This window comes from Pseudomonas ogarae, from assembly GCF_014268695.2.
Taxonomy (GTDB): Bacteria; Pseudomonadota; Gammaproteobacteria; order Pseudomonadales; family Pseudomonadaceae; genus Aquipseudomonas; species Aquipseudomonas kilonensis.
Window position 1 is genome coordinate 3,591,345 of record NZ_CP077086.1, and the last position, 18,146, is coordinate 3,609,490.

Consider the following 18,146-nt stretch of genomic DNA (forward strand, 5'->3'; position numbering starts at 1 on the left):
TGTACGCTTCAATGAAAGTACGGGTTTCGATAAGGAGCAGGACAATGTTCAGCCATATACAGATCGGTGCGCGTGACCTGCCGAAAATGGTCGCTTTTTATGACGCAGTCCTCGGCTGCCTGGGTCTGGAGCGTATCGAGGGTGAACACGACTCGGGCCCGCCGGGGGAGGGTTGGCAGCGGCCCGGCAAGCATTGGCCGCAGGTTTTCGTCCAGCTGCCATTCAACGGTCTGCCCGCCACCTGGGGCAATGGCATGCAAGTGAGCTTCGCCGCCGACTCGCCGCAAACCGTCCGCGCCGCCTGGGAGCAGGCGATGGCCATGGGCGGTATCGACGAAGGCCCACCCGGCCCGAGGCCTCAGTATTGCGAAGGCTATTTCGGGGCGTATTGCCGCGATCCGGAGGGGAACAAGCTGTGCTTTGTCCATGCGCCGGATATGCATGAGTAACTGTTGTGGCGAGGGGATTTATCCCCTCGCCACAATGGATTGTTGGCGCCTGTTGGATCAGCCCCTGGTTTTCAGGCTGCGCTCCATCCGCGCAATCCCTTCCTCCAGCAGCTCTCGCGGGCAGCCGAAGTTCAGGCGCACGAACTGACCGGCATCGTCGCCAAAATCCAGGCCGGCGCTAAGCCCGACCTTGGCTTCTTTCAGGAAGAAGCCCTGCGGGTCATCCAGCCCCAGCCCGGAGCAATCCAGCCAAGCCAGGTAAGTGCCCTGGGGCACGGTCATGGTGATGCCCGGCAGGCGAGAGTTCACCGCTTCGACCAGGTAATCGCGGTTGGCTTGCAGATACACCTTCAAGGCCTCTAGCCACGGGCCGGCTTCGCTATAGGCCGCACGGGTCGCTTCAAGGCCCAGGGCATTGACGCTGTCGACCATGCCGGCCCGGGCGCTGTTGACCCGTTCGCGCAGCTTGGCGTTCTGGATAATGGCGAACGAGGTTTTCAACCCGGCAATATTGAAGGCCTTGCTGGCGGACATCAGGGTGATGGTGCGCTCGGCAATCTCCGGGCTGAGGGAGGCGGTCGGAATGTGCACGCGGCCGTCGAAACACAGTTCGGCATGGATTTCATCGGAGATGATCCAAGCGTCCTGCTCCAGGCAAATGTCTGCCACGGCCTTGAGTTCCTGGCGGTCAAACACCTTGCCCAACGGGTTGTGAGGATTGCTCAGCAACAGCGCGCCACCGCCCTGCAATGCTTCGCGCAATGCCGCCAATGGCGTGTGGAATTCACCGTTGACCGGGTTGAATGGCAATTCCACTTTGTTCAACTGCCAGTGACCCGGTGCGTTGCGCAGCGGCGGGTAGTTGGGCACCTGCACCACGACATTCTGCTGGGGTTCTACCAAGGCATGCAGCGCCATGTTGAAACCCGGTTCGACACCCGGCAGGAACACAATCTGCTGGGGCTCGACGCGCCAGGCGTACTTGCTCCACAGGTCGGCCACGATGGCGGCACGCAGATCGTCCTGGGCCACGCTGTAGCCCAGCATCGGATGTTCCAGGCGCTTGTGCAGCGCGTCGATGATCACGGGTGGGGCGGGGAAGTCCATATCGGCGACCCACATCGGCAACACATCGGCCGGGTAGCGGCTCCATTTGGTACTGCCGGTGCCGTGGCGCTCCAATACCGTGTCGAAATCGAAAGTCATGGGGGGTTCCATCAGTCAGTCATGAGATGGCGAACATCATAAAGCAAAGGTCAGTGAGAAAAGCTTGGTGGCGCAATGCCACCAATCGATGATAATCAGTTACAGTTCCATCTCGATACGCCGCCAAGACGTGAACGGCATTGGTAACGGACCCTCCAAGTCTCTGAAAAGGACGACCCCATGACATCGCCCGTGCGCTTTAACGATCACCACCGTAAAGCCGATCGCATCATGTTGGGGCTGCTTTGGCTCACGTTGTTGTATTCCCTGAGCCTGGCATTCCTGCACTCGACGTTTACCCAGGCGCTGCTGGTGGGGGCGACAACCTGCGTGGCGAGCACCGCGCTTTATCGCGCCTTGGCCGGCACCCGGGCCATGCGCTGCATTATCGCGGTGGCGTTGATGGTCATGGCGGCATTGCACATCAACCAGACCCGGGGCATGATCGAATTCCACTTCGGGATTTTCGTGCTGCTGGCCGTGTTGACGTTCTACCGTGACTGGCTGCCAATTGTCGTGGCCGCCGCCACCATTGCGGTTCATCACCTCGGTTTTCACTGGCTCCAACACCAGGGTTATCCGGTGTTCGTGATGGATGCCCACGGTGGCTGGTCGATGATCTTTCTCCACGCGTTCTACGTGGTGGTGGAAAGTGTGATCCTGATTTACCTGGCGAACCAGAGCCTGGCCGACGCCACGGAAAACCAGGATGTGCTCGATAAGGTTCTGGTGGCGGCCGCGCAATTGAGCAACGACGCTGGCAGGCAGCACAGCGAGGGCGTCAAGGTCTCCTCGAGCGAGCGTTTCGATCATTTCCTCCAGCAGGTCACCCAACTGGTGGACGGCGTGGTACGCGACACCCGAAACCTCTCGGACCTGGGCCAGGACCTGTCCCAGGTCGGCCAGACCCTGGAAACCGGCGCCCGCCACCAACTCGACGAAGTGGCACAGATGAGCGGCGCGATCAGCCATCTGGTCCAGGCCATGGAGAACATTGCCGGCCATGTCGACCAGACCTTGCAGCGCGCCGGCCAGGCCAACGAACAGGTCAACCGCGGGCGCAGCACGGTTGACCAGACGCGAGAAGAGATCGTCGAGCTGGCAGGGCGCATCAACCTGACCAACGAAACCGTGCAAGTCCTGGCTGAACAGGCGCAACAGATCGGCCAGGTGCAGGATGTGATCAACGGCATTGCCGAGCAGACCAACCTGCTGGCCCTCAACGCCGCCATCGAGGCCGCCCGGGCCGGTGAGCAGGGCCGCGGCTTCGCGGTGGTGGCCGACGAAGTCCGGACCCTGTCACAGAAGACCTCGACGTCCACCACCGAGATCCAGCAGATCATCGCCAAGCTGCAGCAGGGCAGTCGCCAGGCCGCTGTCGCCATGCAAGACAGCCGCGATGGAGTGGCGCGCTGCGTGTCCGCCAGCCAACTCGCTTCACAACTGCTCCACGCCGTGGTGGAAGACATCGCAGTGATCAACCATTTCAACGACCTGATCGCCACTACCACCCAGGAACAATCCAAGGCATCGATGGGTATCAATGAGCGCTTGCAGAGCGTCCAGGCCGTGGCTGAGCGCAACGCCGACAACATTGGCATCCTGACTCGCAGCAGTCAGTGCTTGCCGCCGTTGGCAGAGCGGTTGGCGGTGTTGGGGCAAGCGTTTCATGGCAAAGCCGGGACGGTCTGAGCGGCAGGATCTGCAGTGACGACCGCGCCTACATACCGGTAGCAAACGCCGGAGGATGTTCGAGGGCCAGCCGTATCTCGCGAAACGCAACTTCGTACTGGCAGAGCATGCGCAACGCCCAATCAGCACGTCCGCGAATGCGCTTGTCGTCTTCGTTGGCCGTTGCCTGGTCGTTGAGCATCGACTCGACGTTTCGAATAATCAGCTGTTCGGGCAAGTACGTGATCCGGCAATTCTTGTAGCTCGACGCACGCAGCTCGGCGATGGGATAGGCACCGCCAAGTCCAGCCGAGACGCCCACCAGCAGCGCGGGTTTGTGCCCGAGCTCATTGATTCCCGCATAGAGGAAGAAGTTCTTCAGCGCGGGGCAGGCCATGCCATTCCACTCCGGGCTGATCACGATCAGTGCCGTCGCTTTGGCGAGGATCGACTGTTGGGTACGCCACACCTCATCGTGGTCTTTTTCCGGCCAAAGCGGCAATCGGCAGGTGGCCAGGTCAATCAAGTCGCTGGCGTTACACAGGTTGAGATCCGCCAATCGCTGGCGTAGATAGCGCGCCACTTTGAGCGACTGGCTGTCCTCTCGGCTGGAGCCCGACAGTACAACGATATGGCGGCTCATTGCGTCACCTCCGGTCGCGCGTTGGCCTTAGGCGCGGTACGGCGTGAGCGCACGACGGGCCAGAACAATTCCTCTTGCCAACTGATCGGTGACAAATGCTCGATTCCGTAGGCTGGCGGGCGTCGGCGCGTGATCTTTGCCGTCCCGAACAGCACATCCCATAGAAATAACAGGTTGCCGAAGTTGCCTTTGTAATGGGTGACACCGTCCTCGGCCGTCAAACCATGGTGGGCAGAGTGGGTGGATGGGGTGGAAATCGTCCGCTCCAGAATCCACACCAGGGGCCGCAATACGTGAATGCCATAAAGCTTGTCATCCCAGGCAACGCTGCTGTGTGCCGCGAAAATCACAGTCATCTTGATGATCAGGTACACGTAGTAGACCGGCGCGAGGCCCAGGTAGATCAGCATGCCGGACAGCCAGATACCAGGCATGAGCATGTAGTAGAAGCTGTTGTTGCGGTAAACGATCCGGACACTCATGTAGGGCGCGGAATGATGGGCGCGATGCAGCGCATAGAGGGCGGGCACCCGGTGAGTCAGGCGATGCCACCAGTATTGAGTCATGTCGTCCAGCAGCAGGAACAACACGAACCCGGCGGCCCAGGGGATCGCCACCAGCGCGTCTTTCATCTGCGGGGCAACCAGGCTGAGCAACTTGCCGCTCAGCCACATGACGGCGGGGAAGGTGATTGCAACCAGGATCCCGGAGCCGATGACTTCAATCAGTACATCACGCCTGCCGGCCGATGACTGGCGCAAGGCCGAGCAAGCAAGTTCTAGCAAAATGAAGGCGAGGAATATCCCGGCCACGACGGCAGAAGGATTATTGGCGAGCATTGTTGTATTCATGGCACTCTCGATTAAGGCCCCAGCGGGCAATGCCATTTCATTAGAAGCCAGCGAGTCAGCCCTCCCAATGCGCGAAACGGACAGAATCGAGCGAGAAGCGGTCAATCGTTCACCCCAACGCTTTCACCGGGGCAAATTGGGCCAGGTGCTGGAGCGCTTCCTGGACAGTCACGCTGGCGGGAGGCAAAAAGACTACAACCTGATCGAGCTGGATCAGCTCTGGCGCGAAGCGGCGCGCGTCGATCCGGCGATCGGTTTGAAGCTGTTTGCGTTATTTACGCCTCAGGACTGGCACGTCCTGGCTTATCTTTGCCTGTACAGCCCTGACGTCTTGTCGTCCATGCAGCTTTGGGCACGCTACGCCGCGCTGGCCTCGGACACCGATACGGTGCGCTTGCTCAATGACGAAAACGGCCTGGGTGTCGAGTTGAGTGTCGATGCGCCGGGGGATTTGGCGCGGTACGTCGTCGAGCACTACGGCGTGATGGCCGTTACGCAATTACGGCGAGGAACGGGACAGGACATACAGCCGATTCTCGCCAGATTCGCCCATTCGCGGCCCTCGTATTACGCCCAATACAACCAATGGTTCGGCGACCGTGTCGAGTTCAACTGCCCGGTCAACTGTTTCTACTTCGATGCCCCAAGCGCACGCCTGCCGATGCAGACGCGTCATCACGGCATGTTGGAACTGTTGACCCAGGAACTCGACCGTCGGGTTGCCGCGCATCGCCATTTCACCGGCTGGTCGGCCAGGCTGGCCGATGGTGTTCGGCGATCACTGGCCAGAGGCGAAACGCCAACGCTGGTCGATCTGGCGCAAGCACTGCACCAGACGCCGAGAACCTTGCGCAGACGCCTTGAGGAGCAAGGCACGACCTTCAGGCAGTTGCTCGACCAGGTTCGCGGCGAACTGGAGTTGCTTTTGGAAATGCAGGGCGAATCCCTGGCGCAGATTGCCGCTCAGCTGGGTTACAGCGATACGACCGCGTACCTGCATGCACGAAGCAGATGGCGTGCCGTTAAGTAAGGCAACCATCCAGCCCTCCTGATACGAATGTATCTCTGTGTGTATCGAAGGCCATTGTTGATACGGACGATTTCATTCAAGGCCGTCGCTGACACATGCGCGATACCTGGCCGACGTCAAATGGGGCCCATCGAGACAGCCCAAGCCCGTCTCATTGGCTCACCCCACGCCGTTTGCAAGGAGCTCCACATGGACACACCTCTGTTGAACCCTACATCCGCATCCCGGCATCGCCGCCTGCTCGCGCCAACCGTGCTGGCGTTCGCGATGATGCAGCTGGGTGCATTGGGATTGAGCGCTTCCCAGGCAAGCGCGGCCGATGTGCCCGCGAGCACTGTCGGCGCGATTACCCCCGGCAGTCCCACTTCGTTCGGCCCGCTCAAGCACGTCAAGGCCGGCCTGCTGGACGTTTCCTATGCCGAGGTCGGTCCCGCCGACGGGCCGGTGGTGATCCTGCTGCACGGTTGGCCTTACGACATCCACAGCTATGCGGATGTGGCACCAGCGCTGGCAGAGAAGGGTTATCGCGTGCTGATTCCGTATGCTCGCGGTTATGGCGATACGCGTTTCCTGGCGGCCAAGACCCTGCGCAACGGCCAGCCTTCTGCACTGGCAAGCGATCTGATTGATTTCATGGACGCACTGAACATCAAGCAGGCCGTGCTCGGCGGTTATGACTGGGGTGCACGCACCGCCGACATTGTCGCGGCCCTTTGGCCGGAGCGGGTGAAGGCGCTGGTGGCGGTGAGTGGCTACCTGATCGGCAGCCAAGAGGCCAGCAAGACACCGCTGCCACCGGCCGCCGAACTGCAGTGGTGGTATCAGTTCTACTTTGCGACAGAGCGTGGCCGCCTCGGCTACGAGAAAAACACCCACGACTTCGCCAAGCTGATCTGGAAGCTGGCGTCGCCAAAGTGGAACTTCGATGAAGCAACGTATGAGCGAAGCGCCGCTGCCTTGCGAAATCCCGATCATGTAGCCGTTTCAATCTTCAACTATCGCTGGCGCCTGGGCTTGGTCAAGGGCGAAGCCAAATACGATGGGCTGGAAAAGAAACTGGCGATGTTCCCGTCGATCAGCGTGCCGACCATCACCCTGGAAGGCGACGCCAACGGCGCTCCTCACCCGCCTGCCGAAGCCTATGCCAAGCGCTTTACCGGCAAATACGAACATCGCCTGATCGATGGTGGCGTCGGCCACAACTTGCCGCAAGAAGCACCGCAGGCGTTCGCCCAGGCGGTGATCGACGCCGATCATCTTCAATGATGCCGAGTTCCCAGCCTCTGAAGTGAAGGGTTGCCTGAAACAACGGATTTTCCTCCCAAGGGCTGATACCTGAAATCACCTTGGATCAGGCAAGCATGCCGGCGGATCCGGCAAGCGGATTGGCATTTCGCTCCACATACTCTCGCGGCCCTGAGGCCCTGCCACAGCTGTATCCGAGTGGCAGGGGCCTTTGTAGGCCATCGAAAACATGTGTGCGAGTGCTTGATATGGAAAACAACGCGATCCGCTTTGCCTGCAACGGCTGCGGGATTTGCTGCAAGGGTCGGCTGATTCCACTGACGCTGGACGAGGCAAGGCAGTGGCTGCAACGCGGACATGAGGTGGCGGTCGTACTGGAGGCGTTCGACGAGTCGACCTGGCCTTCGGAGCCTCAACAATTCGCCCATAGCGCCCAACGGGCCGTGGAAGTCACCAGTGGCGATGCCCAGATTCGAGTCGTTGCGGTACTGGCGGGCAATGCGCTGACGCAGTGCCGCAATCTCGGCGACGATGGCCGTTGCGGTATCTATGAAGAACGGCCGTTGGTCTGTCGAATCTACCCAATGGAAATCAATCCGCTCATTGCCTTGCGTCCAGCCGACAAGATCTGTCCTCCCGAAGTCTGGGAGACGGGCGAGGTTTTGTTTACCGACCGTGTCGTCGATCCAGTCCTGGCCGATCAGATCGAACGTTCCCGCCAGGCGGACAGGGATGATGCCCAGGCCAAGATTGCGCTGTGTGAAGCGATGGGCATGAACGTCGCGGCTTGGAAGGGCAACGCGCTGGCGGTGTACTTGCCTGATCGAGTGCAGTTGGCTGAGGCAATCAATCGCTACGACCGCGCCCCCGTGGCACCGGCCCGCCGGGATTGGAAAGTGCGGGTCGAGACGCCGGCCCTGGCCCACCGACTGGGGCAAGTGGGTGTCGCGTTGGATGATCAACGGTCAACCGGCTATATCTTCCAGAATCTTTAGACCCCCGGAGAAGCCACCATTTTGTGCATCTCACGCCATTGAAACATCTTGTCATATCTAGATGGATGTGACTGATGCTGGCCATGGATCGTTGAATCGTGCAAGAAATTGCGCCAATCAGGCAAGCGACTCGAACCGCCGACCCAGCATACTGCGTCCATATTGATCAACGACTTGCGGTGATGCCGAACATTGTTCGCCATCACCGCAAGTCGTGGGCCCGATGTTTTCAAGGAGTGAAATGTGCACACCGATTTCAACAGCGACCAGGGCGCCAGCGACATCAGTCGCCTGGCCGGCTCGGTCAGCCAGCTTGTGCCCAGCGAAGGCGACCAGATCACCGCCATTGCCGGCTTGAGCCTGCATCGGCGCAAAGCAATCACCGCGCCGATGCATTGCATCTACGGCCTGGGCATCGGCGTGACCTTGCAAGGCCGCAAGCAAGCCATGATCGGGGACGAGATACTGACCTACGCGCCCGGCCAGTCCATGGTGACGTGCGTGGATCTGCCGGTCATTTCCCATGTTTCCCAAGCCAGCGTCGCCAAGCCATTCCTGGGCATGATGCTGAGATTCGACAGCACGATGGTGATGCAGGTGGCCGAGCGCATGCAGTTGTCACAACGCATGAGGGACGACGCGTTTCGACCGATTACCGTACAAGCGCTGGATGCCGGGGTGCTGGACGCCCTGCGACGCTTGATAGACCTGCTGGAGGAGCCGCCGCTGCTTGAGACGGTGGCTCCGCTGATCAAGGAAGAGATCATCGCTCGCCTGTTGAGCGGTGCCCACGCGCCGCAGTTGCTGCATGTGATCGCTGCCGGGTCACCCAGCCAGCACATTGCCAAGACCGTCGCCTGGCTGAAACTGAATTTTCGCCAAGCGTTGCGCATGGACGATCTGGCGGCACAAGCTCACATGAGTCCTTCCACGTTTCGTCTGCATTTTCGCACCGTGACCGGTATGAGTCCGTTGCAATACCAGAAGCAGCTGCGGCTACAAGCCGCTCGGCAGTTGATGTTGAGCCAGAACGTCGACGCGAGCAGTGCAGGGGGCTTGGTTGGTTATGAAAGTGCCTCGCAGTTCAGCCGTGAATACAGCCGTCTCTTCGGGGCGCCGCCGCAACGGGACATCAAGCGCATTCGCTTGTGATTGTGAGGCATGCCTGGCCTTGCGACCAGACAGCCTCACACCCCGGTCACGCCAACTTGAAAGGCAACTCACGCAACGGTTTACCCGTCAGGCTCGCCACCGCGTTGGCAAAAGCCGGGGCCAGTGCCGGCAGGCCGGGTTCACCCATCCCCGTAGGAGGCTCGGCGCTGGGCACTATGTGGACGGCGAATTCCGGCATGTCGGTAATGCGCGGCACGCTGAAGTCGGCAAAATTGCTCTGCTGCACCACACCATCTTTCAGGGTGATCGCGCCACCTGGCAGGCACATCGACAACCCCATCAGCGCCGCGCCTTGGACCTGGGCCTCGACACTGCGTGGGTTGACGGCCAGGTTGCAGTGCACACCGGCTGTCACGTTGTGCAGCACCGGACGGCCGTCCTGCACCGAGGCTTCGACGACGTAGGCCACCACCGAGCTGAACGACTCGTGGACCGCCACGCCCCAGGCATGGCCTGCCGGTAACTGGCGCTTGCCATACTCGCTCTTGTCCACGGCCAATTGCAGCGCCTCGCGATGGCGCGGGCTCTGCTCACCAAACAGCTTCATCCGGTAGGCCACTGGATCCTGTTTGGTCGTGCGGGCAATCTCGTCGATCAGGGTTTCCATCACAAACGCCGTGTGGGTGGAGCCCACGCTGCGCCACCACAGCACGGGAACGTTGAGCTTGGGGTGATGAACCGTCAGCCGCATGGGCAGTGGATAAGGGTTGCGCAGGCCTTCAGTTGCAGTTGGATCGATACCATTTTTCACCCGCCCGCCAAACACGGTGCCGGTGATGATCGATTGGCCCACCAGGGCGTGGTCCCAGGCGAGCACCTTGCCGCTGTCGTCAAAACCGATGCGCGCACGGTGCAGGTGCATAGGGCGATAGTAACCGCCCTTGATGTCGTCCTCCCGGCTCCACAGGGTGCGGATAGGGGCGTTGACCCCGGCGGTGCGGGCGGCCTTGGCGACCTCGCAAGCCAGTACGACGAAATCGTTGGTGGGCACGCCGCGCCGGCCAAAACCACCGCCAGCGGTCTGCACGTTCACCTGGATCTGTTCCGGCTTGAGGTTCAGCACCTTGGCCGCAGCCGCACCATCGCCACCGGGGAACTGTGTGCCGACCCACAGTTGAGCGCTATCCTGGGCAAGCTGCACGGTGCAATTGAGGGGCTCCATCGGCGCATGGGCGAGGTAGGGGAACACAAACTCGGCGTCCAGTTGATGCGGCGCGGTGGCAAGCGGCGTCATGTCTGCATCAAAGTGCAGCGGGCCGGGCTGCTTGGCCAGTTCCCGGTATTGAGCCAATTGTTTCTCGCTGTCCACTTTTTCTACAGCGCTCGCGTCCCACTCCACCTTCAGCGCATCGCGTGCCAGCTTTGCCTGCCAGTAACTGTCGGCAACCACCGCAACACCTTCGGCACCACCGTCCAGCGGTACGCGCACCACGGCTTTTACGCCTTTCGTGGCCCGCGCCGCGCCGTCATCCAACGACGCAATCCTGGCGCCGAACACGGGTGGCCGGGCGACGACCGCCGTGAGCTGCCCCGGCAGATGCATGTCGATGCCGAAATCCTGCTGACCGCTGCTCTTGGCCTTGGCATCGATACGGGTGGTGGCCTGGCCGATGATGCGGAAATCCTTGGGATCCTTGAGCGTGATCTGCTCGGGCACGGGCATCGCCATCGCGGCTTCGGCCAACTCGCCGTAGCTCGCTTTACGGCCGGCCGGGCCGAGTACCATGCCGGCTTGAGTGCTCAGGCTCGCCACGTCGACGTTCCAGCGTGCGGCGGCGGCACTCAGCAACATGGCGCGAGCACGGGCGCCGAGTTCGCGGTACTGGGTATAGCTGTTCTTGATCGAGTTGGAGCCGCCGGTCAGGTGGATGCCGAAGGCCGGGTCCATGTAGGCGGCGTCGTTGCTGCCGTTGCGACTGCGCACCAGGCTCCAGTCGGCATCGAGCTCCTCGGCGAGAATCATCGGCAAGCCGGTCTGCACGCCCTGGCCGAACTCCAACCGGTTGATGGTCACCGTGACTTCGCCATTGGGCGCGATCTGTACGAATGCGGAGGGCTGCTGGGTCGGCTTGAGCGGCGCTGCGGCGGCGCCATTGGCCTCCTGGGCCAGGGCCAGGTGTGGAAACGCACCCAAGGCCAGCCCGCCGATGCCGACGATCTTGAGAAAGCTGCGGCGTGGCAGCGCAGCGGGGCCGTCAGCCACGTCGCGTTCAAGCATGTGCTGCAAGGCGCGAGGCTGCTCGTTCGGAAAAATCTCGTTCAACATGGTCAGCTCCGATCAGGCAAGGGCTTTGGCGGCATCAGCCACCGCGGCGCGGATACGGGCGTAGGTGCCACAGCGGCAGATATTGCCGGCCATGGCCGAGTCGATCTCGGCGGCCGTGGGCTGCTTGCCCTTGGGCTGGGCCTTGAGGAAAGCGGTCGCGCTCATGATCTGACCGCTCTGGCAGTAGCCACACTGTGCCACGTCGTGTTTGACCCACGCCTCGTGCACGGCGCTGCCGACCGGATCACTGCCGTTGGTTGCCGCTTCGATGGTGGTGATCTTCTTGCCTTCAGCGGCGGCGATGGGCGTCACGCAGGAACGAATGGCCTGGCCATCCAGGTGCACGGTGCAGGCACCACACAGCGCCGCGCCGCAGCCGAACTTGGTGCCGGTCATGCCCAGCGTGTCGCGCAAGGTCCAAAGAATCGGGGTGCTTGGGTCTACGTCGACCGTGTATTCACGGCCATTGATGTTGAGGGCGCTCATAGGGGTACCAGCTCCGGATGGTTTGGCTCTGGTTAACTATAGAAAGCAATGCCGAGGGGCGATTGCACGATCCGGGCGGATAATTGCCTGATTGTGCGAATAGCTGCCGGAGATGTCGGCTCAAGTTTCTGTTTTGAAGTACCAGCTTTGCCGGAGCCAGCCTCTAAATTGACGGTAACGTGAGCGTGTGACTTAATGAATGCCACTATATTGGCATCACCCTTGAGAGCGCGACATGACGATTTGGAGCTTTTCAAACAATGGACAGTAATTTCATTTTTACGGGTGATTACCCCGAGCCCCTTAAGCAATGGATTCGCGATGAAGTAAATCGCGCGTTCCAAAAATGTCGCACTCAGTTTGGTAGCGCCCCTGATAGCCATGGGATAGCAAGGGTAAGAATCGCGCCAGGCTACGGTGGTACCGCACATTTCGAGTCTTTGCAGCTTTTCATTTCCCCAAGCCTTGAGATCAATCCGAACCATGATGGGGAAAGCAAGGCCTTGGAAGAGATTCAGCGACTCATTCACCATGAAATGGTCCATATCTTCCAGCATCATTTGCTCGGCAAAGACAAAATGTATGCTCTGCCTACGTGGTTCTCTGAAGGAATGGCGGTCGCATTTTCCGGACAATCGATCATTTGGAAACCAAGTGACTTCAAGCAGGAGCTCACGGCGTTCAATTCCCTGCCAGATGCAGAAACTTATTTGCTGATGCAGCAACACAAGCCATTCGATATGAAAAGCGCGCCGTTCGACTCGCTCTACGACATCTGGGGGATTGCCTTTATATATTCGATAGCCGAGGGCGAACGCATGCACCCCGACTACAAAAAAACTGACGGCCCGCACCTGAGCTCAAAGGAATTGCTGCGCGCCGTGGCGATAGTTCGCGACACTCCGGAGCTAGGCTTTCCCAAGTCACTGCAAAAACATAGCAACAAGCAAAGCCTGACCCTCTCCAATCTGGGCAAGGTAATCTGCGCTTTCATGGCTTAGAGCGTTGTCGTTATCGTAGCCTGCCCCGACTGCCTCAGGGCCAGGAAAGCTTCACGTATGAGCGTTACTCCCTGGCCCCGAACAGTACTGACCGCTTACATCAACGGAATGCTATAGCTCACGATCAGGCGATTCTGATCCTGGTCACGAGCGATATCGCTTCGCGACATGCCGTTGCGCCAGCCGAAACCGACGTTCTTCAACGCGCCGCTCTGGATCACATAGTCCAGGGAAATATCACGTTCCCATTCACTGGCATCCTGGCCGCTGGCGGTCTGGATGTTGTCGCCCTTGAGGTACATCACCGACGCCTTCAAGCCCGGGACGCCAAGTGCTGCGAAGTCATAGGCATACTGGGCGAATGCCGTGCGCTCGCCGGCCTGGATGAACGTCTGGATGGTGCGGTCGGTGTAGAGATAAAGACTCGCGCCGCCTTCGCCTTTGCCCACCAGGCCGCCCTGGTTCAGTTGCGTAAAGTTGCTGTCTTCGGACACGCTTTGATAACCGGCGGTAATGGCATGGCCACCCAACGAATAAATGAACGCCGCACTCCAGGTATCGTTGTCGATTTCACCGCTGCCGTCCTTGGTATAGCCGCCGAGTTTGTAACCACTGGCGCGACCGGCTGCGCTGCTGTTTTTCCCATCGGACGTGGTCTTGAAGTAACGCAGGTCGGTTTTCAACGACCCGTATTCACCCAGTGGCAAAACATGCAGCAAACCGGCGAAGTGCTGCTGGTAATAATCTTCCAGATTGGCGTAGTAATACTGGGCGGTCAGGTCCTTGGTCAGTTTGTAATCGCCACCGGCAAAGGTGAATTTGTTGCTTTCCTGGCTGCCACCCGCTACGGCCAGGCCGGCGCTGTCGCTCGAAGCACGGCCGGTGGCGTGTTCCAGTTGTCCGGCAGTGAAGGTCAGGTTGTCGATTTCATTGCTGGTGACTTGGCCACCCTCGAAGGTTTGCGGCAGCAGGCGGCCATCGTTGGAAACCAGGATCGGCAGCTTCGGCTGCAAAGTGCCATAACGCAGTTCGGTCTTGGAAACACGCATCTTCGCGGTTGCACCGAGACGCGACCATTGGTCCGCCGCCTTGTCACCATCGTTTGGGAACATCGAGCCGCCAACATGACGGCCCGCGCCGCTGTCGAGTTTCAGGCCCAGCAGACCCATGGCATCCAGGCCGAACCCCACGGTGCCGTCGGTAAACCCGGATTGATAATTGAGCATGAATGCCTGGCCCCATTCTTCGGTCTTCGAAGGTGCGGCAGCGCCATCACGGTTATCGTTGTTGAAGTAGAAGTTGCGCAAGTTCAAGTTGGCTTTGCTGTCGCTGATAAAATCAGCAGACGCCAATGGACTCAGGACCAGACTCACACCGCCAGTTAAAACACTCAGTACTTGAAATAGGGCTTTCATCAGGACGAACTCCACCGCGGAATCACTGTTCCGGGCATGTTGAAAAGGCAGCAGGAAGCTCTCGGCCGATCACCTGATGGGCCGATGCGTTAAATGACTCGTTAGAAAATCTTCAATGAATAGAGTGGGGTAGGGGATAAATCTCCAAAGAATGTCATCAGTGAAAGTCCCTGGGTTATCAGTCGATCAATCCATGAGCGTCATAAAAGGGGTACGGCCCGGGATATTCGCCAAACACACCGTTATGGGTCACCAACCCCTGTTCATGCCAGTGGTGCAGCAGGTAGCCGGGTGGTTCCAGGTTGAAATGCGCGGGAGCGGTTGGCTGTAGATCCAGGACAATCTGATGGGAGGTGCCGGGACACACGCAGCTCAGGCTGCCACCAAAGCGTCGCTGCATCGGCCGATGCAAATGCCCGCATAGCAGGCGCTCTACCTGCGGATGACGGGCGATGACCTGCTCCAGCGCCGAGGCGTTGATGAACGGTTCGCGGTCCATGTGGCCGATGCCGCTGATAAACGGTGGATGGTGCAGGACCAGCAGCGTTGGCACGTCGGGACGACCGGCCAACTGTTCATCGAGCCAGCTTAATTGGCTGTCCAGCAACCGGCCGCCATGGCCGCCGGGAATGGTGCTGTCCAGGCCGATCAGGCGCAGCGGATGCGCGTCGACCACCCAATCCAACGGAGCCCCAGCCACGCTTGGCAAGTAGTCATGATCGGCAAACGCCGCCCGCAAATGTTCGCGGTTGTCATGGTTACCGGGCACCAGGTAGCAAGGCATGTGCAGGCGCGCCAGTTCGGGGTGCAGCACGGCGTATTCATCAGGGCGACCGAAGTCCACCAGGTCGCCACTGATCACCACGATGTCGGGACGCGGCACCCGGGTATTCAAATGATCAACGGCACGACGCAACGCGGCGAGGGTATCGACGACGCCATAGGTCAGTTTTTCCCCGGCCTTGAGATGCAGGTCGCTGATCTGCGCAATGAGAAACGGATGATTCAAAATATGCCCTCTGAAAACACGAATATCACGATGACAAGGTGAACAGCACCTGCGGCTCGATGGCCAAGGCAACCAGGGCACCGGGGGTATGTATGACGCCGTCGGTGCTGTCCACCAGCAATGGTTGGGCGGCGCCGACGTCCACCAACAGGCGGCTTTGGGCTCCCTGGAAAAACTGGCCCACCAGGCGCCCGCGCAGATGCCCCTCGTTGTCCATCACCCGCAAATGCTCGGGACGGCAATAGACGGTGGCGGGCAACCCGGCACCCAGCCATGGCAACTCTCCGCCATGGACTTTCAAGCCCAGGGGCGTGTGCTTGAGCACTGGAAAAGCGTTGAGGTTGCCGACAAAACTGGCGACGAAAGCGTTGGCCGGTTGCTGATAGATTTCCCGTGGGCTGGCCAATTGCGCGACGCGCCCGCGCTCCATGACCAGGATCCGATCGCCCAGCGCCATGGCCTCGCCCTGGTCGTGGGTGACGAACACGGCGGTAATGCCCAGATGGCGTAGCAACTGATCCAGCTCGCTGCGCAGGCGCTCTCGCAATTGCGCGTCCAGTGCCGCCAAGGGTTCGTCGAGCAGCAATACCCGGGGCTTGGGCGCCAGGGCACGGGCGAGGGCGACCCGCTGGCGCTGGCCGCCGGACAGCTCATGGATGTTGCGCTTGCCATGGTCCTGAAGGCCCACCAGTTCCAGCAGCTCGGAGCAGCGCTTGTTCCGTTCGGCAGGTGCCATGCCGCGAATCTTCAGGCCATAGACGATGTTGCCGGCCACATCCAGGTTGGGAAACAACGCATAGTTCTGGAACACCATGCCCACGTCGCGCCGCTCGATGGGCAGGCGGGTAACGTCGGTGTCGCCAAAAAACACCTGCCCCACATCCGGGCGTTCGAGCCCGACGATCAGCCGCAGGGTGGTGGTTTTACCGCAACCGGACGGGCCGAGGATCGCCAGGGTTTCGCCGGCCTCTATGGTCAGGTCCAGATCATGCACGGCAACGGTGCCGTCCGAGAACGCCTTGCGGCAACCCGCCAGGCGAATGGTGGTTCCGGTCATCGTTTTTCTCCACGGGAAAGGCGTGCGCTGATGGCCTGCAACGCAATCAGCAGCGGCACGATCATCAGCAGGAATATGAGGGTGTAGGCGCTGGCGACTTCCAGCCTGGCCGAGGCATAACTGTCGGCCAGGCCTACCGGCAATGTCTTGGTCATCGGCGTGTGGAGCATCCAGGTCAGGTTGAACTCGCCCAGCGACAGCGTGACAACCATGAGTACCCCGGCGAGAATCCCTGCCCGACAATTAGGCACCACCACACTGAAGAATCGTCGAAACGGCCCGGCACCAAGGCTGGCCGCTGCTTCTTCCAGGACGGGCAAGTGCTGGCGTTGCATCACTGCCATCACCGGGCGCACCAGGAACGGCAGGGTGAACAGCACATGGCCGACGAGAATGAACAGCCAGCTGCTGCGAAATCCACCGAACTGCCCATAGGTGAGCAGCAACGCCAGGGCGCTGGCCAGGCCTGGCATCGCCACCGGTAGCACCATCAACTCCTCGAACGCGCGGCTGAAGCGGTTGTTCATCCGTACCAGCGCATAAGCCGCCGGAACACCCACCACGCAGACGCACAGTGCGCAGGCCACGGCCAGTTGCAGGGAGAGCCAGACCGTCGGCGAATAGGCCTGCCAGACTTGCACCAGCCAATCGAACGTCAGGCCGCTGGAAACGCCCTGGAAATAATTGCGTGTCAGCCCGGCCAGCAGTGACATCAGCACCGGCACCAACATGAACGCGCAGACCAGCAGGGTGAACAGCAACTGGCCGATGAACAGCGTTGAGCGTCTCACAAGACTGTCCTCGAGTTTTTCGCCAGGCGTCTGGCCAATAGCAGCACCGCCCAGGTCAGCGCCCCCAGCACCACCGACAGCGCAGCGGCCACGGCGAAATTGGCGTAGTTGGTGAACACGTTGTAGATCGCCACCGGGGTCACGTTCAGGCGGGTGCCCAAGGTGAAGGCCGTCCCGAACGCGCCCATGGAGGTGGCAAAGCAGATCGCTCCGCACGAGACCAGCGCCGGCGCCAGGCCTGGGACGATGACATCGCAGATCACTCGCCAGTGGCCGGCGCCCAATGAATGGGCGGCTTCTTCCAGGCTGCGATCCAGGCTTTCGCAAGCGGCCATCACCGTGAGGATCACCCGCGGAATCGAGAAGTACAGATAACCGATACAAAGGCCCATCAGCGAGTAGGCGAAGATCCAGCGCTCACCTGCCAGCTCAAGACCGAGACTGGCGAACAAGCCTTGGCGCCCAGCCAGTAGAATCACCAGGAAACCGACGACCACACCGGGGAATGCCAGCGGGAAGGTCAACAAGGCAACCAACAGTGAACGCCCGAAGAAGCGCTGGCGACTGAGGAAAACCCCACTGATGCCACCCACCAACAGCGCCGCGAGGGTCGTCGCCAGGGCCAGCAGGCAAGTCTGTGCCAGGCTGCCCAGGTATTGCGCACTGCCCAGGACCTGCCAATAACCGTTTTCGCCGCCGTCGCGACGTTGCCCGCCCAGCACGATCAGGTGCGCCAGCGGCAACAGCCAGAAGGCGAACAGCACCGCTGCCGCAGGCGCCAGGGCCCAGGCCGCGGTCAGCCGCAAACGCGGCACCGTGGCCTGGCCCGACGAGACTCCCCGGGCTTTTATTACCGAG

At 60.6% G+C, this 18,146-nt stretch carries 17 protein-coding genes; 7 read left to right on the plus strand and 10 right to left on the minus strand.

What is annotated here, in order from left to right; translation table 11 throughout:
- Positions 1 to 44 precede the first annotated feature (44 nt).
- Complete coding sequence (locus tag HU749_RS15555; RefSeq protein WP_018604023.1) at positions 45 to 449, plus strand: VOC family protein; 405 nt, start codon at positions 45 to 47, stop codon at positions 447 to 449.
- Between the two features lie 57 nt (positions 450 to 506).
- Here HU749_RS15555 and HU749_RS15560 read toward each other — a convergent pair whose 3' ends face one another.
- Entirely contained in the window at positions 507 to 1,655 is a 1,149-nt protein-coding gene (locus tag HU749_RS15560) for a MalY/PatB family protein (RefSeq protein WP_186650124.1), read from the minus strand.
- A gap of 180 nt (positions 1,656 to 1,835) precedes the next feature.
- Between HU749_RS15560 and HU749_RS15565 the strand changes: the two genes are divergently transcribed.
- On the plus strand, positions 1,836 to 3,347 hold the full coding sequence (locus HU749_RS15565; RefSeq protein ID WP_186650126.1) for a methyl-accepting chemotaxis protein: 1,512 nt from the start codon (positions 1,836 to 1,838) through the stop codon (positions 3,345 to 3,347).
- Positions 3,348 to 3,375: 28 nt separating this feature from the next.
- Here the strand turns inward: HU749_RS15565 and HU749_RS15570 are convergent, their stop codons facing one another.
- Positions 3,376 to 3,969, minus strand: coding sequence for an NADPH-dependent FMN reductase (locus HU749_RS15570; protein WP_186650129.1), 594 nt, complete (start codon positions 3,967 to 3,969; stop codon positions 3,376 to 3,378).
- The gene (locus HU749_RS15575; protein ID WP_186650132.1) at positions 3,966 to 4,820 is read right to left on the minus strand and encodes a sterol desaturase family protein; all 855 of its coding nucleotides are present in this window, start codon (positions 4,818 to 4,820) and stop codon (positions 3,966 to 3,968) included. Before HU749_RS15575 ends, HU749_RS15570 begins: the two co-directional genes overlap by 4 nt.
- 67 nt (positions 4,821 to 4,887) lie before the next feature.
- Here HU749_RS15575 and HU749_RS15580 point away from each other — a divergent pair, with 67 nt between their 5' ends.
- The 4 genes from HU749_RS15580 to HU749_RS15595 all read left to right on the plus strand — a co-directional run bounded on the left by HU749_RS15580 (position 4,888) and on the right by HU749_RS15595 (position 9,242).
- Positions 4,888 to 5,850, plus strand: a complete 963-nt coding sequence (locus HU749_RS15580; RefSeq protein WP_186650211.1) for an AraC family transcriptional regulator ligand-binding domain-containing protein — start codon at positions 4,888 to 4,890, stop codon at positions 5,848 to 5,850.
- Positions 5,851 to 6,039: 189 nt separating this feature from the next.
- Positions 6,040 to 7,116 (plus strand): alpha/beta fold hydrolase, encoded by a 1,077-nt coding sequence (locus HU749_RS15585; protein ID WP_186650134.1) that lies wholly within the window; start codon positions 6,040 to 6,042, stop codon positions 7,114 to 7,116.
- Positions 7,117 to 7,343: 227 nt separating this feature from the next.
- Complete coding sequence (locus HU749_RS15590; protein WP_186650137.1) at positions 7,344 to 8,090, plus strand: YkgJ family cysteine cluster protein; 747 nt, start codon at positions 7,344 to 7,346, stop codon at positions 8,088 to 8,090.
- A gap of 243 nt (positions 8,091 to 8,333) precedes the next feature.
- Complete coding sequence (locus HU749_RS15595) at positions 8,334 to 9,242, plus strand: AraC family transcriptional regulator (protein WP_095962736.1); 909 nt, start codon at positions 8,334 to 8,336, stop codon at positions 9,240 to 9,242.
- Between the two features lie 46 nt (positions 9,243 to 9,288).
- On the opposite strand, the gene HU749_RS15600 is transcribed toward HU749_RS15595, so the two are convergent.
- Together HU749_RS15600 and HU749_RS15605 are read right to left on the minus strand one after the other, a co-directional pair.
- Positions 9,289 to 11,529, minus strand: coding sequence for a xanthine dehydrogenase family protein molybdopterin-binding subunit (locus tag HU749_RS15600; RefSeq protein ID WP_186650140.1), 2,241 nt, complete (start codon positions 11,527 to 11,529; stop codon positions 9,289 to 9,291).
- 12 nt (positions 11,530 to 11,541) lie between these two features.
- The gene (locus tag HU749_RS15605) at positions 11,542 to 12,015 is read right to left on the minus strand and encodes a (2Fe-2S)-binding protein (RefSeq protein WP_003201837.1); all 474 of its coding nucleotides are present in this window, start codon (positions 12,013 to 12,015) and stop codon (positions 11,542 to 11,544) included.
- Between the two features lie 260 nt (positions 12,016 to 12,275).
- Between HU749_RS15605 and HU749_RS15610 the strand changes: the two genes are divergently transcribed.
- Positions 12,276 to 13,016, plus strand: a complete 741-nt coding sequence (locus tag HU749_RS15610; RefSeq protein ID WP_186650142.1) for a hypothetical protein — start codon at positions 12,276 to 12,278, stop codon at positions 13,014 to 13,016.
- 95 nt (positions 13,017 to 13,111) lie between these two features.
- Here the strand turns inward: HU749_RS15610 and HU749_RS15615 are convergent, their stop codons facing one another.
- The 5 genes from HU749_RS15615 to HU749_RS15635 all read right to left on the minus strand — a co-directional run bounded on the left by HU749_RS15615 (position 13,112) and on the right by HU749_RS15635 (position 18,139).
- Positions 13,112 to 14,431, minus strand: coding sequence for an OprD family porin (locus HU749_RS15615; RefSeq protein ID WP_053179786.1), 1,320 nt, complete (start codon positions 14,429 to 14,431; stop codon positions 13,112 to 13,114).
- Positions 14,432 to 14,609: 178 nt separating this feature from the next.
- Positions 14,610 to 15,440 carry a phosphodiesterase gene (locus HU749_RS15620; protein WP_186650145.1) on the minus strand — a complete coding sequence of 277 codons (831 nt, stop codon included), beginning with the start codon at positions 15,438 to 15,440 and terminating at the stop codon, positions 14,610 to 14,612.
- Between the two features lie 25 nt (positions 15,441 to 15,465).
- On the minus strand, positions 15,466 to 16,497 hold the full coding sequence (locus HU749_RS15625; protein WP_186650147.1) for an ABC transporter ATP-binding protein: 1,032 nt from the start codon (positions 16,495 to 16,497) through the stop codon (positions 15,466 to 15,468).
- Positions 16,494 to 17,288, minus strand: a complete 795-nt coding sequence (locus HU749_RS15630; protein WP_095962739.1) for an ABC transporter permease — start codon at positions 17,286 to 17,288, stop codon at positions 16,494 to 16,496. The genes HU749_RS15625 and HU749_RS15630 overlap by 4 nt, the downstream gene beginning before the upstream one ends.
- A complete protein-coding gene (locus HU749_RS15635; RefSeq protein WP_085983272.1) occupies positions 17,285 to 18,139 on the minus strand; it encodes an ABC transporter permease in 855 nt (284 codons plus the stop codon). Before HU749_RS15635 ends, HU749_RS15630 begins: the two co-directional genes overlap by 4 nt.
- Positions 18,140 to 18,146 lie beyond the last annotated feature (7 nt).